Here is a 17,164-nt window from a genome sequence, read left to right as displayed (position 1 = left end):
CTAAACGCGTTGGGTATTAACAATACTATTATCTGTTCCAAATTCATTTGGAATATAGCCATCAGCCTGGTGGTCGTTATCCCACTCTTGACCATTAATTAGATAACGAAAATGAAATTCTTTATCAAGTGGTAGGCGTTGTTTACATTTAAACACTTGTTCTTTTTTATTGAATTTCATTGGCACTGGTTGCCAATCTGTAAATTCTGCAACTAACTGCACGTCATCTGCATCGGGACGCTTAAACTCAAAGGTAACTTCTGTTTCGTCTTTAGTCTTAAAAAAACGTTTACTTAACATAGTGGGCTCCAATCAACCAATTGGTAAATTTATCCTTGTCACAGTACCGCTTTTAACAACTTACTGCGCGAAACTGTGCGTTTAAGGTTTATTTATCTAGATACTTATGAAAATAAGTGAACTTAGTAAATCAAACCTATGTTTACGCATTATGACAGTGCATCAGCTTATTTTTTGCACCAAAAAAGAGCAAAAAACAAACTATCTTAACACCCATCATCTTGCTAACTTGTTATGAGCAATAACTGAACCAAGTTGGCTATAAAATATAGTTTAATTTCAATATGTTTTTTAGGTGTTGCTTTTAAAGCATTGTAAAAGTAGTTAACTTGCGGACTTTGGTAAAGTGAATAAATTTGAAGCTTATTTAGAGTAAAAACACTAAATACAACATCACACTTAATACAACAAGAATAAATACAACAAACTGCATGAGTAGTTAATTTCTAAAATAAAAACACACATTCAACAGCAACGAAAACTTAACCTTTATTTTTACTTATATTTTTAGGTTAAATAAACACAATAAAAACAGCATCACCTTATTATATTGCAAACAAATATATAGAATAAAAAGACCACTATATAAGCTGACGATACAATTTACATTTTTTAAAAAATATCTCAGCAATAAAACGAAGACAATAAGTAGAAAAGCGTAAATTTTAGACTTACATGCAGTCCCTTTTGAAAAGCACTTTCCAAATCTATGCAACAAGCTAATGATTTTTCCCTACAGTTTAAAACCAGTTCTCTCACTAATCTGTAAACACTTGAAACCTTAAAAACCACCAAAAACGCAACTTTTATACAAAAACAACCACAAAGAGAAAATTATCATACATATTGTTATTATAAATAAATTGATCATGCACAAAGAAATCATCACCTCAAATGCGCTAAACTAGAATATCTGCTCGATAATACGCTTACTCTGCTGCGACACAATTCAGCAATTAGCAACAATAGAAGAATTATTTGAGAAGGAAAAAGTTAGAGCAAATATACTAAACAATGTGAAATTTCACATTTACTTACACCCATTGTTCCATTAGACAAGAAAGGCTTTGTTAATTAAATTTACAAGCAATATACTCAAGGCATTAAGCTGGTGAGTTTTATAGTAAAACATTAACACCAAAACGGTAGTAATCTATGACCAAATCTTTTCGTATAACGTGCATAACCATAATAACCGTAATGGCTTTTTGTTATGGCTGTAACATACTGTTAACCAAGCAAGTTAATGATATACAATTCAATATTAATACTGCAGAATTGAGAACATTTGAGCGAGCGTTGTTAAATGTTGAGCCATCGCCTTGGTACAATGTGATACTATATGGTCAGAAAACGTTTCTCGCTGATGACTCTCAATTTGTCGTAATTCAAGCAACCCCAGTTGCAATTAATGCAATTGAGGCGAATAAACTTATCAAACTAACACTTTTATCACCTGTTAATATTATTGTTTTTCTTCTGCTTGCATTAGCAATAAGCCTGGTAGTTACAAGAAAAAAGCAATCAAGTAGTGAAAAGTATTTGTTAAAGGAGCTAAATAAGCAAACGACAGAGCTATTAGAAAACTTAAATGTTGTCCATGTGCCATCTGAGCCTACAGTTAAACCTATTATTCAACTTAAAAAAAATGTTCAAGCACTTAGCTCGCATATAACGACCTATACGAGAGAATCTGAAGTGAGTATTCATCAAGACAAACTCACCTTATTACTCGACCGCCATGCTTATATTGAATACCTCGCAGAACAATTACAAATAGCCGAAAATAACAAACTCAGATGTTCTTTATTATTCATAGATTTAGATGGCTTTAAGCAAGTTAATGACTCATTTGGGCACAGCTTTGGGGATGAAGTGCTCATTCAAGTTGCAGCCCGTTTAAGCAGTGTATTACGTCATCATAAATTAATAAATTTGTCTCCTAAAAGTCAGCTTGAACAAAACTTAGCTCGTTTAGGTGGTGATGAGTTTTCAATATTTATAAGCCAACAACTAGATCAACAAAAAACAGTTGAAGTTGCTCAAAATGTGTTGAGAGAGATTGAACGTGATTTTGTTCTTGGTAATAAGTTAATAAAAATTAGTGCAAGTATTGGTATTGCCGTTTACCCTGATAGTGCGGCTACACCGCAATCTTTATTACAGATGGCCGATGTTGCTATGTACCGCGCTAAAACAGATGGGCGCGGTATTTTCAAAGTTTATTCACCTGAAATGGGTAAAAAGATCCGCCGTTACCACTATTTACTTGAAGAAATGCGTTTAGCAATCGCAAGTGAAAGCTTTCATTTGTCTTTTCAACCCATCGTACATGTTGAGGATTGCGCGATAGATTACTTTGAAGCGCTGATCCGTTGGGATCATCCAGCTGAGGGCTCTATTGCTCCTGACGAATTTATACCAATCGCTGAAGAATCAAACCTAATCTTAGATTTGGGTGATTGGATAATGCTTGAATCGTGTCGACAAATGTCAGCATGGCATAACGCAGGCTTAAAGAAGGTTAAAATTTCAGTAAATATCTCTGGTGTGCAATTAAAGCATCTTGATATTTATAAATTCATCACAGAAAAACTAGCTAAAACAGGTCTACCAGCAACAGCACTGATGCTTGAAATCACAGAGTCTACGCTGATAAAAGCTAGTAATAAAATCATTCATTCTCTAGAGCGCTTGCGTGAAGAAGGCGTCACTATTGCAATTGACGATTTTGGTACAGGATTTAGCTCATTGAGTACATTGGCTGAATTACCAATTGATGTTATTAAACTCGATAGAATGTTTGTCTCACAGGCTGATCAAAATCCTAAATATAACCAGATATTACATACGTTGAGTGAATTAGGGCAAAAACTTGGATTAAAAATTGTTGCTGAAGGTGTTGAAGATCACAGCCAGTTTGAGCTTGTCAAATCGCTGGGCATAAGAAGTGTGCAAGGCTATTTAGTTAGCCACCCTGAATCATCCGTTTATGTAGGCCATAAAGTTTTACAAGACAACTTAAACTTTATGTCTGTAACAGGCACTGGTGTTTGGAATATACAGTAATTATCGTTATGACTATAATAGCGTGTACTTTTCCAAATATGTGCCTTAAATGTTAAAAAAAAGCCTATTATCTATATTACTGTTTTCCATCACGTTGATGGGAATTTTTGTAGCCTCTTCAATTTACACGCTTTACAGTAAAAAGCGTTTAACTGTTGACCCTAAAGTGAAAGAAATTTCAGGAATTGAATTTGATAAATATAAACGGCTATGGGCTATTAACGACAGTGGTGACCAACCGAAGCTCTATCGGCTCAATAAAGATGGCTCTATTGCTAAAGAAATCTTAGTGACAAATGCCAAAAACATTGATTGGGAAGATATGACACAAAATAAATTTGGTCATTTTTTTTTAGGCGACTTCGGCAATAATAACAATGATAGAAAGTGGTTAACCATTTATAAAATCGAAAACCCTATTGATATCAAAGGCGACACCACTGAAGCCGAAATTATCAAGTTCACCTATCCAGAAATGGATGGTAACCCCATTACTCCAGATCAAAGAAACTTTGATTTGGAAGCGTTTGTAGCTCTCGGTCGTCACCTCTATTTATTCACTAAAAACAGAACAGAACCATTTGATGGTATCACCAAAGTATATAAAGTAGGCGATCATGCCGCTAATTTTGATGCAGAGCTAATTGACTCATTTAAAACCTGCACCACCATGGAAAAACTCTGTTGGATCACTTCTGCAGCACTTAGCCCAGACCGCTCCAAGTTAGTACTGTTAGATTCAACTAGCATCTGGCTATTTGAGAATTTTCAAGGTGATAAGTTTTTCTCTGGCGACGTTTCGCTTATAGATTTAGGTATCGTGACCCAAAAAGAAGCGATTACTTTTTATGATGACAATACGATTGTTTTCACTGATGAAGAATTTAAAGGTATTGGTGGCAACGCTTATGTGATTGAACTTGATAAGGTTGAGAAAAAAGTCATCCGAAAAGCGCCTAAACCTAATCACTAAGGGCTACTTACTTTATTTGAAAGTGCCTTTTCAATATCGATTCCCAAAATCAGCACACCAATGTGCTGATTTTCATCATCCAATATGGGTACACTAAACTGCACCTGAAAGTGCTTAGTCGACTCATCAAACTCAACCGTGTCAATGTAGTAGTCATCATCTTGCAAATACATATTTAAAAACTTAGCTTCATCACCCTGCCAATAATCGGTTGTGACTTCACTGATTATGACATTCTTGCCTTGTTTATCGGTGACGATTATTTCTGTAATTAGGCCTTGCATTTGCTTTTGCCACACTTGTAAGAATTGTGAACCCTCAAGTTTGAGAAAGCGCTCTGCAAGTATTGGTTTATTGTCAATAACTTGCTTAGCCCACTGCTGATCAATCTGCTCTAACTGTTTGATTTCAATTGGCTCTTCATTACTTTTTATTACCGCTTGTTGCACCTGTTCTGAGCTTGCTAAATGCTGTATTTTTTCTAGGAGCACTTTCACTAATGTTAGTTTTTCAATTTTTGACAATATGAAGGGGTTTTGTGAACAGCTACTTATGTAGCTATTAAATATGTTTAAAAACTCAGGAAACTCCTTGAGCGTTTTATTTGCCGCAAATAAGCCAAGTGGAACATAGCGGTAAAATGCCTGCGCGTACTCGTCAGGTTTTATTTGCAGTTGCACAGCGTTGTATTCAAATTCTTCTAAATCAAGCAAAATTCTGTCTATACGCTGCTTTTTAAATACTTTCAGTAGTTCATGTGTGGTGTTAACTTCTACTTCAATATTTTTATTGCTTAGTTGATACCAGTCAGCCTGATGGCTTCCCCTAACAACCCCATAACGAAGGTCTTCTTCAGCGATCGTCGCTGAATCTGCATGGGTAAACCAGTACCAATTTTCTAAATACATAGGTGCAGAAAGTTCACCATACTCTTGCATTTGCGATAACAGGTTTGCGGTAAAGTAACCATCGAGCCGATTTAACTGCACTTCCCTTTTTGCTCTGAGCCAAGGTAGCTTATGTAACTTAAATGGCACATTGATTTGCTTAAATATACATTCAACATGACTTATTGCATTATGAGGTACGTTAATTGGCAGATTCGTTCCTATCTGAAGCGGTTGAGCCACAGTGAGAGAAAGCAAAAAAGAAGCAAGCATTAATATCAGCCTAAACAACTAATAAATTAATTTTATTATAGACAATAAGCGCATTTTTACTTGCTAAACAATTAACGCTTAAATTTTGTCTCTAAAATCACCGACGAGGTCGTACGCTCAACACCATCTAAGTTACCAATGTCATCTAAAAGGTGGCTCAGCTTTTCAAGGTTTTGGGCTTGTACAACAGCAATCAAATCAAATTCACCGCTAATTGCATAGAGCTGTGAAATAGCATCTATCTGCTTTAGCTCTATGTTAGTTTTAGTGGTGAGTTTCTGTTTAACCTTGATTGAAACATGCGCTGACACCATTTGGTTCAAGTAGGCATCTCCATAATCAACGCTGTAGCCTTTTATTACACCTGACTCTTCTAGTTTTAACATACGACTTTGTACTGTTGAGCGAGAGAGATTAAGCGCTCTAGCTAAGTCTGAAATACTAGCGCGGGCATTAGTTCTTAAGATAGATAAGAGCTTTTCATCTTGAGGAGTTATCACTTTGTTCACTTTCATCGTTAATTTGCTTTTTATTTTAGTCATTTTTCACAAAATAGCACTGCAAATTTAAGTTCCTAACCAAGATAATAAGAAAAATAGATAAGAAAAATAATCTCATCGTGCTTAATTAGGCAGGAACGGCTTAACTGATCTAATTTTCGCAATATACTTTTTTCATACTAAGCCAGATTTAGGTGCAACAAATGCAAGTAACAAGAGAACTTTTTAACGACGTAATGGTACCAAACTACAACCCATCAGAAGTGATCCCTGTAAAAGGTCAAGGCTCGCGTGTTTGGGATCAAGACGGTAAAGAATTTATCGATTTTGCAGGTGGTATTGCCGTTAACTGTTTAGGTCATTGTCATCCAGCTCTTGTCAATGCCCTAAAAGAGCAAGGCGAAAAAATTTGGCACTTATCAAACGTAATGACCAATGAGCCTGCACTGCGCTTAGCTAAAAAATTAACAGACGCAACGTTTGCAGATAAAGTGTACTTTGCAAACTCAGGCGCAGAGGCTAACGAAGCAGCATTAAAATTAGCGCGTCGCTGGGCATTAGATGTACACGGCGAGCAAAAAAATCAAATCATCGCGTTCAACAAGGGCTTCCACGGTCGTACATTCTTTACCGTTACCGTAGGTGGTCAAGCCGCTTACTCAGATGGTTTTGGTCCTAAGCCAGCTGCAATCGATCACTGTGATTATAACGATTTAGCAGCTTTTGAAGCACTTATCAGTGACAATACATGTGCAGTGATGATGGAACCTCTGCAAGGTGAAGGCGGTATTATTTCACCTACAAGCGAGTTTATCGAAGGTGTACGTGCATTATGTGATAAACACAATGCTTTACTTATTTTTGATGAAGTACAAACAGGTGTTGGTCGTACAGGCGATTTATACGCATACCAAGGTACTAATGTAACTCCAGATATTCTTACAACAGCTAAAGCATTAGGCGGTGGCTTCCCAATTGGTGCGATGATCACAACAGCTAGTATTGCAGAGCATCTAAAAGTTGGTACACATGGCTCTACTTACGGTGGTAACCCACTTGCATGTGCTGTAGCAGAAGCTGCTTTTGATACCGTAAATACAGCAGAAGTACTTGCTGGTGTGAAAGAGCGTGAACAGCTTTTCCGTGAAGGCTTAACGGCAATCAACAACAAATATGATGTATTTAGTGAAGTTCGTGGTAAAGGTCTTTTATTAGGCGCAGCACTAAATAGTAAATTTGAAGGCCGTGCACGTGATTTCTTAGTTGCAAGCACAAAGCATGGCTTAATGAGCCTTGTTGCTGGTACAAACGTTGTGCGCTTTACGCCATCTTTAGTGATCCCACTTGAAGATATCAAAGAAGGTTTAGCTCGCTTTGAAAAAGCGGTTGCAGACGTTGTAAACGGTTAATTCTAGTTGGCGCATGCTTTTAAGTGTGCGCCATTGGAGTGCAATTAATGCAAGTATTACGTCCTATCACAGCAAATGATTTTGCTGCGTTGAAACAAATTGCTATCGAGTCAGGCCATGGTTTTACCTCACTGCCAGTCGATGATAATTTATTACAACAAAAAATCGAACGCGCAGAACGCAGTTTTGCTAAAGATATAAATAAACCACAAGACGAAACCTACTTATTTGTACTAGAAGACAGCAAGACCGGTGACGTTATTGGCACAACAGCTATCGAAGCCGCTGTGGGTATGTCGGTTCCTTTGTACCATTATCACTTAGGAAAAACCGTTCATCACTCCCCTACACTAAATGTTTATAATACTGTCGATATCTTGAGCATGTGTAATGATTACACCGGTTGCTCTGAGATTTGTACATTGTTTTTGCGTGAGCAAAACAGAAAAGGCTTAACTGGTCGCTTTTTATCACGTTCGCGTTTTTTGTTTATGGCGCAACATAGTGAGCGTTTTGCCGATACCATCATTGCAGAAATGCGAGGTGTAAGTGATGAAGACGGTCACTCACCTTTTTGGCAATGGCTACAAGAACACTTCTTTAGCATTGAATTTCCACAAGCTGATCACTTAGTTGGCCTAGGCGATAAAGTGTTTATCAGTGAGTTAATGCCTAAGTACCCTATCTATGCCAACCTGCTTAGCAAAAAAGCACAAGCTGTCATTGGTCAGGTTCATGAAAAAACCAAACCTGCACTGAAACTTTTAGAAAAAGAAGGGTTTGAGCATCGTGGTTACGTCGACCTATTCGATGCAGGACCAACTGTAGAGGCAAAACTTGGTAATATTCGCAGTGTTCGAGAGTCACAAGTATGCCCTATTACTATAGGTGAACTTGATCATATCAATGAGAAATGCTCAGACACACTGGCAATTTGTAATCAAGGCGTGAATGACTTTAGAGCCACTTTTACTAAACATGCTCATTACAATCACGCTAAGCACACCTTAATCGTCAGCCAGGAAGTGGCAGAAGCACTTAAATTAAAACAAGGGGATGCAGCACGGTTCTTCCGTCTGTAACCACTTAAGGAGTTTAAAATGAGTGTAACAACTCAACTTATAGATAACCAATGGCAAGCTGGCCTTGGTCATGATTTTAGTTCAATCAACCCAAGTAATGGCGAGGTTGTTTGGCAAGGTAAAACCGCCACCGCTGAACAAGTAGCTGATGCAATTAAAGCAGCCCGCAATGCACAGCTTGGCTGGGCTGATATGAGCCTTGAAGATCGTATTGTTATTCTTGAAAACTTTGCAGCCGAGCTTAAAGAAAACAGCGAAGAGTTTGCGACTATTATCGCCCGTGAAACAGGAAAACCACTTTGGGAAACACGTACTGAAGTAGGTGCAATGACGGGTAAGATTGCTATCTCTATTAAGGCATACCATGAGCGCACGGGTACGACAGAAAACCCTATGCCGGGTGCTAAAGCATTTATTCGTCACAAGCCACATGGTGTTGTTGCGGTGTTTGGCCCATACAACTTCCCAGGTCATTTACCAAATGGCCATATTGTTCCTGCTATTTTAGCGGGTAATACGGTTGTATTTAAGCCATCAGAACTAACGCCTCATGTTGCTGAGTTCACCTTAAAACTTTGGCTAAAAGCAGGCTTACCAGCCGGTGTCATCAACCTTGTTCAAGGTGAAGTAGAGACAGGTATTGCTCTTGCATCTCACCAAGATATTGATGGTTTATTCTTTACGGGTAGCTCAAATACAGGTCACCTATTACATAAACAATTTGCAGGTCACCCAGGTAAAATTTTAGCACTGGAAATGGGTGGTAATAACCCACTGATCGTAAAAGATGTCGCAGATGTAAGTGCCGCTGTTCACGACATTATTCAGTCTGGTTTCATTACGTCAGGCCAACGTTGTACCTGTTCTCGTCGTTTATTTATTGAGAACTCAGCAAATGGTGATGCAATTTTAGAAAAATTAATTGCTGCAACAAAAAACATCAAAGTGGCAGACAGCTTCAGCGAAGATCAACCATTTATGGGTGCAATGATCAGCGAAAAAGCAGCACTAGGTATGGTTGCAGCTCAGCAGCAGTTACTTGATATGGGAGCGACATCTCTTGTTGAGCTTAAGCATCTCGAGCCGGGCACAGGTTTTGTAAGCCCAGGTATTATTGATGTTACTGCTGTCAAAGATATGCCAGATGAAGAGCATTTTGGTCCTCTTATCAAGGTATATCGTTATACAGATTTTGATAGCGCGATTAATGAAGCAAATAACACCTCGTTTGGTTTATCTGCAGGTTTATTAAGTGATGATAGCAACGACTACCAGCATTTCTTAAAACGTATTCGTGCCGGTATCGTTAACTGGAACCGACCAATTACAGGCGCATCAAGCGCTGCACCGTTTGGTGGTATTGGTGCCAGTGGTAACCACAGAGCAAGCGCGTATTATGCTGCTGACTACTGTGCATACCCTGTTGCTTCTGTTGAAGCCGATAAAGTTAACTTACCACAGACCCTTGCGCCGGGCTTAATTATTGAATAATTGATTGGCGGCCTTGCCGCCTTAATTGAAGGAATTAAACATGCACACAGATGTAAACGCCCTATTTGAAAATCTATGGGAAAACTATTTATCAGTTACGCCTTCGGCAGTAAAAGTACACGAGCTACTAGGCTCTACACAAAAAGATGACGTGATTAACGATCACATCGCTTTACGTACTTTTAATCACGAAAAAATCGGTTTAGAAAAACTAGCTGCGCACTTTTTAGCTGTTGGCTACAAAGAATGCGGCGAGTATCATTTCGAAGCGAAAAAACTATACGCAAAGCACTTCGAACATTCAGATCCTAAACAACCTAAAGTTTTTATCTCTGAATTACTTGTTGAGCAATGCTCAGAAGAATTACAAGCTATTGTGAACGACATGGTTGATCAGATTGACGAAAGTGCAGTAACAGCTGATAACTTCCTTTACTCTGGAACGCACTGGCAAGTAAGTTCAGACACTTACAAAAAGCTGTTAGCAGAAAGCGAATATGCAGCGTGGATGTCGGCGTGGGGTTACCGTGCTAATCACTTTACTGTGAGCATCAATGAATTAGCAAAATTCGATGATATCGAAAGTGTTAACCAAGCACTTAAAGATGCTGGGTTTGCATTGAATACATCAGGCGGCGAAATCAAAGGTTCGCCTGAGGTATTGCTTGAGCAATCTTCAACCCTTGCTGATGACAGCGAAGTGGAATTCAGCGATGGCAAAATGGCTGTACCAAGCTGTTTTTATGAGTTCGCACTACGTTATGCAAAACCAGATGGCGAGCTTTACACAGGCTTTGTAGCAGCATCTGCCGACAAAATTTTTGAGAGCACCAATGCTCGATAAGTAACGGCTTGTTAGCTAAACCAATAATTAAAAAATCCCCTTTTTTGGGGATTTTTTTCGTTTAATAAAATCTGTTTCTCTAGAGTATCAAAAATTTAAATCGTTATAATTAATTAAAAATCAACAGGTTAAAAATATATTTCTGTTTTTGAAATTTTTTATTGCGCAAATAAAAAAGCAGATCTATTATCACGCCGCTTCTTGATGATAGCCAATCCGAGTACATTACAAACACTGTTTGTAGCAAGGCGATAGAGCAACTATCCAAGAGTGTATTTGATTGCACAGAACATACTGTGCGCTTAATAACACTCAACTGACTCGGACTTCCATTTTTTTCCGGGCAGTTGCTTAATTGCCGGAGAGTAAAATGGCTATTTCAACCCTTACACAAGACTTAACAATCAAAGTACCTGCAGCGTCGGTTGCTGCAAATGAATCAATTGCACAACCATCAAACCAATTTATTGAGCAACTTGTTGCACAACATGGCGCGCCATTAATGGTGCTAGATTGTGAATCTGTTCGTCATCAATACCGTGCATTGAGCCGTGCTTTACCTGGCGTTGTTTTACACTTTGCATTAAAGCCACTGCCTCATCCTGCGGTTGTTCGTGCGCTTTTAGAAGAAGGTGCCAGCTTTGATTTAGCAACCAGCGGTGAAGTAGACTTAGTCGCCAGCCAAGGCGTACCAAGTGATCGTACTATTCACACGCACCCTATCAAACGTGATCGTGATATCCGTGATGCACTTGAATACGGTTGTAATGTGTTTGTGGTTGATAACATCAATGAATTAGAAAAGTTCATTGCATACAAAGACCAGGTGGAGTTACTTGTTCGCTTAAGTTTTCGTAATGCGGAAGCATTCGCTGATTTATCGAAAAAATTTGGTTGTAGCCCAGCAATGGCCATTGAGATTATTAGCTACGCGCAACAATTAGGTATTCGTATCAAAGGGCTGTCGTTCCATGTTGGTTCACAAACAGCGAGTCCAACTAAATATGTCACTGCCATTGCTGCATGTAACCAAGTGATTAACGATGTAGCCGCATTAGGATTACCTGCGCTTAGCACGCTTGATATCGGCGGTGGTTTCCCAGTGCCATATCACAAAGACGTGCTGCCAATTGATGAATTTTGTGCGCCGATTAATGATGCCTTAGCGCAGTTACCAGAGACAGTTCGCGTAATTGCTGAACCGGGTCGTTTTATTGTTGCTAGTGCTGTAACCAGTGTTGCATCGGTAATGGGTCAAGCGGTACGTGATGGCAAACCTTGGTATTACTTGGATGATGGTATTTACGGCTCATTCAGTGGTTTATTGTTTGATGAAGCCTCGTACCCTATCGACTCGTTCAAACAATCAAACGAACGTGTTGAGTCAGTGTTAGCAGGCCCAACTTGCGATAGCATCGACGTAGTGAGTGAGTCAATCATGCTACCAAAATTAAACAATGGTGATTTAATCATCAGCCGTATGATGGGTGCTTACACATTAGCAACCGCAACAGATTTTAACTTCTTCAAACGTGCAGAAGTTATCGTGTTGAATGATGTAGTACAGGTTGACGCACTCACCGGTTAATCGTTTCCTCGACTAAAAGCATGTAAGGCAACATGCTTTAACTCTTAAAATGCAGCTGCTCATTCCAGCTGCATTTTTTTATACCAATTCGCTTAATTAAGTCTTATTGCAGGTTGGTCTTAAATAAAGAGTGGTTTGTAATCGTTTTCTAATTGCTCAAACGACAAGTTACCAATAAAACGGCCAAAGCTCAGCCATGTTGCTAGGCCTCGTAAGTCTTTAAAGTGTGGCGGAATAAATTTAGGGTCTTCAATCACACCTAGATCATGCAATTGTGATATCAGTCTAAAATCATCAATCGAAATTTTACCGACCAATAACAAGTGCAATTGATCAATTCGACCTAACTGAATGGCAACTCGTATAAGGTTATACACCAACACGAAACCTTTGATATAGGCGATATCTTTGGTAAAAGGTAAGCCTGTTGCTGTACTGCCTCTAAACACTCGTTGTGTGAGTGTATAGCTGTCGTCTTTACTCAAACCTTGCGCTACATAGTCACGATAAATATCAACAAACTCAGCGCCATCAATAACCTTAGTAATACCTTGAATACGGTTCACTAATTTTGCTAAACGTCGTGGCGTCGACTTTAAGGTAATAATTTCGGTCAACACCGCAAGGCCTTCTTGGGTGACGGTAGAGCTCGGTGTGCCTTTACTTAAACAGGTTAAATATGGCTGAGCAAGACCGTTTTGCGTCGTACCCACATGGATCCAGCCTTCATGCACTTCAAGAATATCAAGCTCACGCTGAGAGAACTTAACATCTTGATTAAGTTTAATATTATTTGCACCAGCTGCGGCATCACTGACGATACCATCACTCAGAATGACCTCAACATCAATGCCTGGCATCGTTTGAGACACTTGAGCTGCTAGAATTTTCACCGCGTCTTCTGCATCTATATTTTTTGGATCATCAGGCAAGATATCGGCATCAAGCATACTCTTTAGTGGCTGCTCAAGCATAGTTGCAAGCTCTGAAAGTGACGGCTCTCCAGCATGGAATAAATCTTTAGGATGACCGAACAGCTCTACAGACAGATCATGAAATTCAGGGGTACCACGATACTCAATCATACTAAGTACGGTTTTATATTCAGTACACATCTTGCTCATGTATTGCGCAATCGGGTTTAGTTGCCCTAGTTGGCTGATGATATCGCGATTTAAATCAGAAAACGCACGGCGCAGTTCGCTTGGTACAAAGCCAAGGTCACGCTGTTGGTAATAGGCTTGATCAACTGTTGGGTTTTTCTGGCATTTATGCTTAAAAAACTCTTCTTTGATTTGTTTATCCCAGTTGATCGCATCAAGGATACGAATGGGTGTTTGCAGTGCGATTAATCGGTCAGATAACTCGCGTGTTTTTGCTAATAATGCCTTATCTATCATGCTCTAGGCTCACTGTGTAATGAGCCTTGAGCATAGGCTAAATTTGCATAATTACAAAGCAAAATCACACGGTTTTTATTAAAATTTAGCCTGTGTTGAGACTATTTTTCCATCGTTGTAAAGAAGTAAACTGGGTACCGAATTAATGCCATTTTCGATAAATAACTCATTTCCATAATCGATTGAAACTGGCATGGTTACAGAGAATTTATCAATATATTCTTGCACTGCACTTTGATCTGTCCATAACTGACTCACTTTAACCTCGACATCTATTCCTTGCTTTGCCAACTGATTAACATGTTGCTGCGCTAATTCACACTGCTTTGCCATTGCAGGACGAGTGTCAGCTAAGTACCAGTCGCACCATGTTGCGGTGAATAGCACTGCTTTTTTGCCTTTATTCGGAATAACCAAAGGAGCCGCTTTACCTTGCTTTTCACCTAGTAATCGCACTTTTTCAACTTTACCATTGTGTGACAACAAACGTAACGTGTTATCAAGCGGCTTATCAGCTTCGTGGCCTTGAAAAATAACTTTTTCATCGCTATCAATTAACACATGAAAAGGGGTGCCCATAAATTCATAATGTTTAGCAACCCGGCCTGTATGATCGGTAAATAATGGCATGCTAAGTGAAAAACGCTCTTTAACCTTAGCAACAGCGTGTGCATCATCATTGAGGTCGATATTAATTGCTACAAATTGAATTTTATCGCCATACTGTTCGTAAGCATGCTGAAAATGCGGCATCTGCTCCATACATGGCTTGCACCAAGTAGCCCAAAACTTTAAGTAAACTGGTTTTTTGCCTAAGTAGCTTTCAAGTTTGACTATTTTCCCTGTTTCATTTTCTAAAACAAGGGGGGCTGTATTTGCTGATATGCTTTGGCTTACAAGCAACAAGCCTGTTAGTAGTATCAGTAGTATTAATTTATAACTCATTGTGCGTCCCTCAAATAAAACCAATTTTAAGTTTAAGGTAAGACAAAATATTGTAAATTTTCGACATCTGCTGGCTAAATGCAGATTTAATGATTTATCGCAAACTAAGCCATAGAAACACTCAAAACATTAAAAATAGCACTAAACTTTTTATAGATATGCAACGTACTACATTAAAAAGGAGTCATCATGAAAAATGAACTAGACGGTAAATTAATTCTTTCTGTGTATGAAAAAATCATTCAACACGGTGAAGACCATGAAGATGGAAAGCTTTACGAAGGTATTTGCGCTTTTTCTGATATCGATGGATATACAGTCTATCTAAAAGGCAGTGGTGTATTACTTCGCTTTGGTTTTCATAATACCTATCACCTTGACTATCAACACGAAAAAAACAAAGAAGACTTTATGAAGAAAGTGCTTTATATCGCAGAGCAGGAACTATAAATAAGTAATGAAACGACGGGTAAAAGCTGAATCCAAGCAGCAAGTTGCATTTATCAATCAGGTTATTAATGAATTAAAAAATGACCCAAGTAAGCTAGATATTATTCGCGACAATCTTAGCTACTATCGTGAGCAACAGTTTCTTAAACGAGGTTTTTTACTTGCTATTGAGCGTTTTGATTGGGTGTTTGAAGCAACGAATGATGTAGAGCAAATCTGTGCGCAAATTCTAGCCGATGATTACATTGGTAAGCGTTTGCGCCGCTATCCCTTGCTATATAAGGGCGTATTGGAACGTACCTATTAGATTTCCCACCGCTAAAACATGATCTGTCCGGTAAAAAATGCTAGGTTAGCGCCATTTTGAAATAACGAGAACTGGACATGTCAAAAACTATAAACTCTCACAACACCCATGAGGGTGGCAATAATGGGTTGTTTAACCGATTTTTAGCCACCGTTGAATTTTTGGGTAATATGCTCCCCCACCCAATCACATTATTTGCAATGTTTTGTGTTGCTATTATTGTATTTAGTGGCATTGCAGATTGGTATGGTTTAAGTGCCATCGACCCACGCCCAGAAGGCGCTGCTGGACGCGACCCCGATGGTGTTATTGAAGTTGTCAGCCTGCTCAGTGCCGAAGGCCTACAGCGTATCGTCACTGGTCTTGTTACAAACTTTACAAGCTTTGCACCACTTGGCACAGTACTGGTTGCTTTATTAGGTGTGAGTGTTGCAGAGCACTCAGGTTTACTTTCTGCAGCTATGCGAGGCATGGTAATGGGCGCGTCTAAACGCCTAGTTACTTTCATGGTGGTATTTGCTGCGATTTTATCAAATACAGCATCAGAGCTTGGTTATGTCGTACTGATTCCACTAGCAGCCATGATATTCCACAGCCTTGGTCGCCACCCACTTGCGGGCCTTGCTGCAGCATTTGCAGGTGTTTCAGGCGGTTACAGTGCCAACCTATTGCTAGGCACCATTGACCCTCTTCTTGCTGGTATTACTACACCTGCAGCACAAATGATTGATCCAAATTACCAAGTTGGCGCTGAAGCAAACTGGTATTTCATGATGATCTCAGTATTTTTAATTGCCATTTTAGGCACGTTCGTTACCGAGAAAATCGTTGAGCCACGCCTTGGCAAATACAACCCAGATGAAGCAAGCAATGATTTACCTAAAAATGACATTGCAGGTTTAACCGATAAAGAAAAATCAGGCCTTAAGTGGGCGGGTGTGTCACTGTTAGTGGTATCATTATTACTTGCATGGACAATTGTTCCTGAAGACGGCATTTTGCGTAACCCAGAAACAGGCCTTGTTGCACACTCACCATTTTTAAAAGGCATTGTGGTATTCATCTTTGTTACTTTCGGTATTCCGGGTTTTGTTTACGGCCGTGTTGTTGGCACTATGAAAAACGATAAAGATGTCATTGATGCCATGAGTAAAAGCATGAGCTCGATGGGGATGTACATTGTGCTGGTTTTCTTTGCCGCGCAGTTCGTTGCCTTTTTTAAATGGACTAACCTAGGCACAATTTTAGCGATTAACGGCGCTGCTCTGTTACAAGCTCTAAACCTAACAGGTCCAGAAGTATTCGTGCTATTCATTTTAATGTGTGCATTGGTAAACTTAAGTTTGGGATCTTCTTCAGCGCAGTGGGCTGTAACTGCACCTATCTTCGTGCCAATGTTAATGCTAATTGGCTACGCGCCAGAAACTATTCAAGCGGCGTATCGAATTGGTGACTCAGTTACTAACCTTATTACACCAATGATGAGCTATTTTGGCTTGATACTGGCTGTTGCAACTAAGTATAAGAAAGACATGGGTATTGGTACATTGGTTGCGACCATGCTTCCGTACAGTATGATCTTCTTTGTTGGTTGGGTGGCGTTATTCTACTTATGGGTATTTGTACTGGGCTTCCCTGTTGGCCCT

At 39.2% G+C, this 17,164-nt stretch carries 15 protein-coding genes; 10 read left to right on the top strand and 5 right to left on the bottom strand.

Annotated features, from left to right (window positions below; genetic code table 11):
* Window positions 1-300, bottom strand: a complete 300-nt coding sequence (locus L1267_RS16060) for an isoamylase early set domain-containing protein (RefSeq protein WP_135926356.1) — start codon at window positions 298-300, stop codon at window positions 1-3.
* A gap of 1,155 nt (window positions 301-1,455) precedes the next feature.
* Here L1267_RS16060 and L1267_RS16055 point away from each other — a divergent pair.
* Both L1267_RS16055 and L1267_RS16050 read left to right on the top strand, forming a co-directional pair.
* Entirely contained in the window at window positions 1,456-3,369 is a 1,914-nt protein-coding gene (locus L1267_RS16055) for a putative bifunctional diguanylate cyclase/phosphodiesterase (protein WP_135926355.1), read from the top strand.
* Between the two features lie 49 nt (window positions 3,370-3,418).
* Window positions 3,419-4,342, top strand: coding sequence for a hypothetical protein (locus L1267_RS16050; RefSeq protein WP_199527766.1), 924 nt, complete (start codon window positions 3,419-3,421; stop codon window positions 4,340-4,342).
* Here the strand turns inward: L1267_RS16050 and L1267_RS16045 are convergent.
* A complete protein-coding gene (locus L1267_RS16045) occupies window positions 4,339-5,502 on the bottom strand; it encodes a cellulose-binding family II protein (protein WP_235383416.1) in 1,164 nt (387 codons plus the stop codon). The genes L1267_RS16050 and L1267_RS16045 overlap by 4 nt on opposite strands.
* Before the next feature lie 71 nt (window positions 5,503-5,573).
* On the bottom strand, window positions 5,574-6,002 hold the full coding sequence (locus L1267_RS16040) for an Lrp/AsnC family transcriptional regulator (RefSeq protein WP_135926352.1): 429 nt from the start codon (window positions 6,000-6,002) through the stop codon (window positions 5,574-5,576).
* Window positions 6,003-6,205: 203 nt separating this feature from the next.
* Here L1267_RS16040 and L1267_RS16035 point away from each other — a divergent pair, with 203 nt between their 5' ends.
* The 5 genes from L1267_RS16035 to L1267_RS16015 all read left to right on the top strand — a co-directional run bounded on the left by L1267_RS16035 (window position 6,206) and on the right by L1267_RS16015 (window position 12,416).
* Window positions 6,206-7,411 (top strand): aspartate aminotransferase family protein, encoded by a 1,206-nt coding sequence (locus L1267_RS16035; RefSeq protein ID WP_135926351.1) that lies wholly within the window; start codon window positions 6,206-6,208, stop codon window positions 7,409-7,411.
* Between the two features lie 47 nt (window positions 7,412-7,458).
* Window positions 7,459-8,493: an arginine N-succinyltransferase gene (gene astA, locus L1267_RS16030; protein WP_135926350.1), complete on the top strand. Its 1,035-nt coding sequence runs from the start codon at window positions 7,459-7,461 to the stop codon at window positions 8,491-8,493.
* Between the two features lie 18 nt (window positions 8,494-8,511).
* A complete protein-coding gene (astD, locus tag L1267_RS16025) occupies window positions 8,512-9,984 on the top strand; it encodes a succinylglutamate-semialdehyde dehydrogenase (RefSeq protein ID WP_235383415.1) in 1,473 nt (490 codons plus the stop codon).
* Between the two features lie 40 nt (window positions 9,985-10,024).
* Window positions 10,025-10,828: a DUF1338 domain-containing protein gene (locus L1267_RS16020; RefSeq protein ID WP_135926348.1), complete on the top strand. Its 804-nt coding sequence runs from the start codon at window positions 10,025-10,027 to the stop codon at window positions 10,826-10,828.
* Window positions 10,829-11,198: 370 nt separating this feature from the next.
* Window positions 11,199-12,416, top strand: a complete 1,218-nt coding sequence (locus tag L1267_RS16015; RefSeq protein ID WP_235383414.1) for a type III PLP-dependent enzyme — start codon at window positions 11,199-11,201, stop codon at window positions 12,414-12,416.
* A gap of 119 nt (window positions 12,417-12,535) precedes the next feature.
* On the opposite strand, the gene L1267_RS16010 is transcribed toward L1267_RS16015, so the two are convergent.
* Window positions 12,536-13,816 (bottom strand): flavohemoglobin expression-modulating QEGLA motif protein, encoded by a 1,281-nt coding sequence (locus L1267_RS16010; protein WP_135926346.1) that lies wholly within the window; start codon window positions 13,814-13,816, stop codon window positions 12,536-12,538.
* A gap of 78 nt (window positions 13,817-13,894) precedes the next feature.
* The gene (locus L1267_RS16005) at window positions 13,895-14,761 is read right to left on the bottom strand and encodes a TlpA family protein disulfide reductase (RefSeq protein WP_328247986.1); all 867 of its coding nucleotides are present in this window, start codon (window positions 14,759-14,761) and stop codon (window positions 13,895-13,897) included.
* 189 nt (window positions 14,762-14,950) lie between these two features.
* Between L1267_RS16005 and L1267_RS16000 the strand changes: the two genes are divergently transcribed.
* The 3 genes from L1267_RS16000 to L1267_RS15990 all read left to right on the top strand — a co-directional run.
* Entirely contained in the window at window positions 14,951-15,211 is a 261-nt protein-coding gene (locus L1267_RS16000) for a DUF3081 domain-containing protein (RefSeq protein ID WP_135926344.1), read from the top strand.
* Between the two features lie 7 nt (window positions 15,212-15,218).
* On the top strand, window positions 15,219-15,518 hold the full coding sequence (locus L1267_RS15995; RefSeq protein ID WP_138557731.1) for a hypothetical protein: 300 nt from the start codon (window positions 15,219-15,221) through the stop codon (window positions 15,516-15,518).
* Between the two features lie 77 nt (window positions 15,519-15,595).
* Window positions 15,596-17,164, top strand: a 1,569-nt coding sequence (locus L1267_RS15990; protein ID WP_235383413.1) for an AbgT family transporter, incomplete at its 3' end; no start/stop codon positions are given.

The organism is Pseudoalteromonas sp. OFAV1, from assembly GCF_021532595.1.
Classification (GTDB): Bacteria; Pseudomonadota; Gammaproteobacteria; order Enterobacterales; family Alteromonadaceae; genus Pseudoalteromonas; species Pseudoalteromonas lipolytica_C.
The sequence above is the reverse complement of the archived record's forward strand: the minus strand, read 5'-3'. Positions and strand labels throughout refer to the sequence as shown.

Excerpts from the sequence above, each read along its gene's own strand:
- L1267_RS16060 (WP_135926356.1), bottom strand. The coding sequence starts at position 300 with ATGTTAAGTAAACGTTTTTTTAAGACTAAAGACGAAACAGAAGTTACC.
- L1267_RS16055 (WP_135926355.1), top strand. The coding sequence starts at position 1,456 with ATGACCAAATCTTTTCGTATAACGTGCATAACCATAATAACCGTAATG.
- L1267_RS16050 (WP_199527766.1), top strand. The coding sequence starts at position 3,419 with ATGTTAAAAAAAAGCCTATTATCTATATTACTGTTTTCCATCACGTTG.
- L1267_RS16045 (WP_235383416.1), bottom strand. The coding sequence starts at position 5,502 with ATGCTTGCTTCTTTTTTGCTTTCTCTCACTGTGGCTCAACCGCTTCAG.
- L1267_RS16035 (WP_135926351.1), top strand. The coding sequence starts at position 6,206 with ATGCAAGTAACAAGAGAACTTTTTAACGACGTAATGGTACCAAACTAC.
- astA (WP_135926350.1), top strand. The coding sequence starts at position 7,459 with ATGCAAGTATTACGTCCTATCACAGCAAATGATTTTGCTGCGTTGAAA.
- astD (WP_235383415.1), top strand. The coding sequence starts at position 8,512 with ATGAGTGTAACAACTCAACTTATAGATAACCAATGGCAAGCTGGCCTT.
- L1267_RS16020 (WP_135926348.1), top strand. The coding sequence starts at position 10,025 with ATGCACACAGATGTAAACGCCCTATTTGAAAATCTATGGGAAAACTAT.
- L1267_RS16015 (WP_235383414.1), top strand. The coding sequence starts at position 11,199 with ATGGCTATTTCAACCCTTACACAAGACTTAACAATCAAAGTACCTGCA.
- L1267_RS16010 (WP_135926346.1), bottom strand. The coding sequence starts at position 13,816 with ATGATAGATAAGGCATTATTAGCAAAAACACGCGAGTTATCTGACCGA.
- L1267_RS16005 (WP_328247986.1), bottom strand. The coding sequence starts at position 14,761 with ATGAGTTATAAATTAATACTACTGATACTACTAACAGGCTTGTTGCTT.
- L1267_RS16000 (WP_135926344.1), top strand. The coding sequence starts at position 14,951 with ATGAAAAATGAACTAGACGGTAAATTAATTCTTTCTGTGTATGAAAAA.
- L1267_RS15995 (WP_138557731.1), top strand. The coding sequence starts at position 15,219 with ATGAAACGACGGGTAAAAGCTGAATCCAAGCAGCAAGTTGCATTTATC.